The following is a 4,433-nucleotide window of genomic DNA, read 5'->3' on the forward strand; positions in this document are numbered from 1 at the left end:
TACGCAATAGCTGCGTGAGGTAGCATCAAAGGTAGCCAGCGTAGGATTAGGCACCGAACGTTTTATAACTACGTACAGGCTTCTGCGGTATACGGCTGTTCCTGTATCCGGTGTATAGGTAGTATTATTAATTTCCCATAAACCCGGCGGCTGGTAAGGCTTGACGCTTTTACCGCCAATGGCCGTGTTCAGCAAACCGCTTGCTAACAGCGCATTGTCGCGGATCATTTCTGCCGACATACGGTAGGCCGGTCCGTGCGACAGCAAGCGGTTCTCCGGGTCTTTATCACGCACTTCTTTGCTCACACGGGAATCCTGCCGGTAAGTAGCCGACATTACGATGAGCTTATTCAGCTTTTTAATATCCCAGCCGGATTCACGGAAGGTAATGGCCAGCCAGTCCAGCAGCTCCGGGTGGCTGGGCATCTCGCCCTGGTTGCCAAAATCATCTGTTGTTTTCACTATGCCGGCACCAAAAAAGTTTTGCCATATGCGGTTCACCTCTACTCTTGCTGTAAGCGGGTTATTGGCATCGGTAAGCCACTGCGCCAGTCCATAGCGGTTCTTAGGTAAATTCTTTGCAAAGGGTAGTATAGCGGCCGGCGTGTTGGGATATACTTTATCACCCGGCATATCATAATTGCCTCTTAATAAAATATGCGCCTGTTTGGGCTTGGGCATTTCCTGCATTACCATCAGCTCCGGTACATCCTCCGTAGAATCGGCCAGGATGCTGCGCATTTGCTGCAGATCCTGCGCAGCTTTAATGGTAGCGGGATATACGGCGGAAAGGTAATACGCCTTCAATGCATCCAGCTGCGTAGTGGCCAGCTGTGTATGAGGTTTGTCTGCCACATCCTTCCAGTCAGCTTTTTGCGCCACTACTTTTATTTCATAAGGCGTTAGCACCCGGTTATACACCAGCACCTCATCTACCTTACCATTTTTAAAACCTAAACCGCGCCACCAGCCGCCGATCTGCAGGCCCGGCTGCTTACCGTTGCCTTTAAATAAAATGTCTTTGGTCAGCTGATCCATGGTGGTTTCCATGGCCAATTCATTCCCATCCAGGTATAGCCTAAAACCGTTTGCTTTGGATGATCCATCGTAGGTAAGCGTAAGCTGGATCCATTGATCCTTTGGAACGATGGTTTTGGAAACTCTTGTAATGGCATTGGAAGGCGCAGTGTGCGCCATGTTTATTTCCAGCTTATTATCCCGCAGGTATAAATGATAGCCGCGGAAATTAAACAGGCGTTCTGCCATGCTTTTATGAAAAATAACACCTTCTTTCAGGTCTTTGGGAATATTCACCCAAACGCCTATACTAAAAGGCTCTGATCTGCGGAACACGCCATTGGGCCCAAGGTCCAGGTAAGTATCACCGTTTAATACAATGGCTTTCCCATTACCATGTTGCTCAAATACAGGCGCATCGCCCGCCTGGCCGGTTTCCCGTTTCATAGCGCCGGCCTGCTTTGCATTCACCCCGTTCTTAAAGGCCGCATTATCCAACGTATATTCACCCTGCAGGCCAGCCTGCGGCACTTTTTCTTGCAGCAGTTTTTTATAGCCTTCTTTTGCCAGCCATTTTTCAAACGCAGGCTGCGCATTATTTTTCTCCTGTGCTAATTGCTGCTCCTGTTGGGCAACATTCTTTTGTAAGAACTGTAACACCTGCTCCTTTTCCTTACCCGGCAGCATCAGCGTAGGGGTAGGCAATGCATCGTCATAAGAAATTTGCCCGGCCTCTTTTACATTATTAAAAAAGCTGAACAGCTCATAATAATTCTTCTGTGATACCGGGTCAAATTTATGATCATGGCATTTGGCGCAACCCACGGAAACCGCCAGGAAAGCCTGTCCAAAGGTATTGGTACGGTCCACTACATATTCTGCCTGGAACTCTTCCTCAATAATACCGCCTTCCATGTTCTGCGGATGGTTGCGGTTAAAGGCGGTAGCGATCAGCATTTCTTTGGTGGGATGCGGCATCAGGTCGCCGGCCAGCTGCCATTGAATAAAAGTATCATAGTGCAGGTTCTTATTGAATGCGCTGATCACCCAATCGCGGTAGGGCGACATATCCCTTAACCTATCCACGGTATACCCATGCGAATCTGCAAAGCGGGCCACATCCAGCCAGTCCACCGCCATCTTTTCACCATAGTGCGGGGAAGCCAGCAAACGGTCTACCTGCTTTTCATATGCGTTGGGCGAGGTATCTTTTAAAAAATTATCTATCTCCTGCAAAGTAGGCGGCAGGCCTGTGAGGTCCAGCGATACACGGCGCAGCAGCATTTCTTTTTCCGCTTCTCCGGAAGGTTGCAGTTTCTCTTGTTGTAAACGTTCCTGTATAAAATTATCAATCGGGTTATGCGCTACCCAATCTTTATGTTTCACTTCAGGCACCGGCGCTTTTTCCGGCTTTACAAAGGCCCAGTGCGGTTTATACACCGCCCCGTTTTTGATCCACTTAATAAGAATGGCTTTGTCCCGCGCGCTTAGCTTCAGATGCGAGTTTGGTTCGGGCATCATGTAATCCGGATCATTGGAAATAATGCGATGGAACATTTCACTGTTCTCTAAATTTCCGGGATCAATGGCCACCTTGCCCGGGCTTTCCGGCAGTTCAGCATAGGCCGCATCTGCAAGGTCCAGGCGCAAACCCGCTTTCTGCTTGGCTTTGTCTGGCCCGTGGCAGGCAAAACATTTATCAGACAACACCGGTTTTACATCCCGGTTATAATCCAGCTTTGCCGGCAGCTCTTTATACACCGCAGCTACATCATCCGGCAGATCCGGCGAGCAGGCGTAAAAGCCGCAGATGAATATTATTAAGGATAATAGACGTGGAAACCGCAGTTCTGTCATAACGTTCAACTCAGTAAGCTAAAGTTAGCGGTCCTGGCCGTGAAATATTTTCACAAATACCACAGCTTTTTGCACAAAGCCGACTTTTATGCCTAATTTCAGCCAGGATCACCCACCAGCTTATGAAAAAGACAGTTCTAAAGGCAACTTTTTCCCTGCTGAATGTCGATTATGTACAACTGAATAAAGACTGGAATTACAAGAACGTAACCAGCACTTTTTACCGCATTTACCTGATCGACGGCGGCAGCGGCATCCTGTATAACCCGGGCAGCACCTGCCCGCTGGAAAAGGGCTTTTTGTACATGGTGCCCAGCTTTACTACCTGCAACTATTATTGCGCGGAGTATTTAAGCCAGTACTATCTTTCTATTATGGAAGATTCTACGGACGGCACTTCGCTGTTCTCCTCCAACCGGCGCATCTTGAAGGTGCCTGCTACCGCTGCCGACCTGCAGCATTTTAAACGCATACTGGAGCTGCATCCCGACCGGGGGTTAAAACGGTCCAACGATCCAAAGGTGTATGAGAAATATCCCGTGCTGCAAAGCTTCCGGGAGCTGAATAATTATGTGCCCATTGCAGCGTACGTGGAAACGCAGGGCATTATACTGCAGCTGCTGTCTCGCTTTTTAACGCCGGATTGTTTCCAGGTAACTGAAGAAGCCATCCACTCAAAAATTTCCGATGCCATTAACCACATTCAAACCAACCTGCACAAACCTTTAACCGTAGCGCATTTGGCTAAGCGGGCCAATCAAAACCCGGATTACTTTTCAAGATTGTTCCATGAAAATACCGGCGAGCGCCCGCTAACGTACATACAGCTTACACGGGTGGAGCGTGCCCGTTTCCTGCTGGCAAACACCAACCAGTCACTGGCTGAAATAGCTGCTGCCACAGGGTTTGAAACCCTTTCTTATTTTTCGCGCATCTTTAAGACCATTACCGGGCAAACACCCAGTGAGTATAAACGCGATAAGCAGCTTATATAAAATCCAGGTAGCCGTATTGCTGCTGCAGAATGGCCTTATCATCGGCAGAAAGCCATTTGTTTAACAGGGTAGCATATACGCTTTTAAAATCCACTTTGTATTTCAGGTCGCCATCCTGCAGGTCGGCAAGGTCGGCGCCTTCATTTAACATGCCCTTCTTTTGCAGGCCGCCTCCTATCAGGAACATATTATTGGCCGTGCCATGATCCGTACCTCCGCTGGCATTTTGACCTACACGGCGGCCAAATTCAGAAAAGGTCATTACCATCACATCCTGGAAACGGTTGTTCTTTTTCAGGTCCCGCACGAATACAGATACCGCTTCATCCAGCTGCTGGAATAGCCTTTCCTGCTGCTTTTGCTGCCCTACATGCGTATCAAAGCTGCCGTGTGATACATAATATACTTTGGTATTAATATCAGACATGATCAGCTCCGAGATCACTTTCATATCACGGCCCAAAGCGGTGTTAGGGTAGCTTTCCTTTGATTGATACGTTTTAAATTGCTGCTGTATGTAGGTGGCGGAGGAAATAGTTTCCGCCATGGTTTTGTACAGGTAAT

Annotated in this window: 3 protein-coding genes; 1 reads left to right on the forward strand and 2 read right to left on the reverse strand. The window is 48.3% G+C overall.

The features are described from left to right. On the reverse strand, positions 1 to 2,874 hold a 2,874-nt coding region (locus VIM87_RS13025), incomplete at its 3' end, for a DUF1549 domain-containing protein (RefSeq protein ID WP_331997416.1). A gap of 122 nt (positions 2,875 to 2,996) precedes the next feature. On the opposite strand from VIM87_RS13025, the gene VIM87_RS13030 reads away from it, so the two are divergent. After that, on the forward strand, positions 2,997 to 3,869 hold the full coding sequence (locus tag VIM87_RS13030) for an AraC family transcriptional regulator (RefSeq protein ID WP_331997417.1): 873 nt from the start codon (positions 2,997 to 2,999) through the stop codon (positions 3,867 to 3,869). On the opposite strand, the gene VIM87_RS13035 is transcribed toward VIM87_RS13030, so the two are convergent. Next, positions 3,862 to 4,433 (reverse strand): DUF1501 domain-containing protein (locus VIM87_RS13035; protein ID WP_331997418.1); only part of this gene is annotated, 572 nt, incomplete at its 5' end. The two genes, VIM87_RS13030 and VIM87_RS13035, sit on opposite strands and share 8 nt — an antisense overlap.

The organism is Chitinophaga sp. (assembly GCF_036569125.1).
Classification (GTDB): Bacteria; Bacteroidota; Bacteroidia; order Chitinophagales; family Chitinophagaceae; genus Chitinophaga.

Excerpts from the sequence above, each read along its gene's own strand:
- VIM87_RS13030 (WP_331997417.1), top strand. The coding sequence starts at position 2,997 with ATGAAAAAGACAGTTCTAAAGGCAACTTTTTCCCTGCTGAATGTCGAT.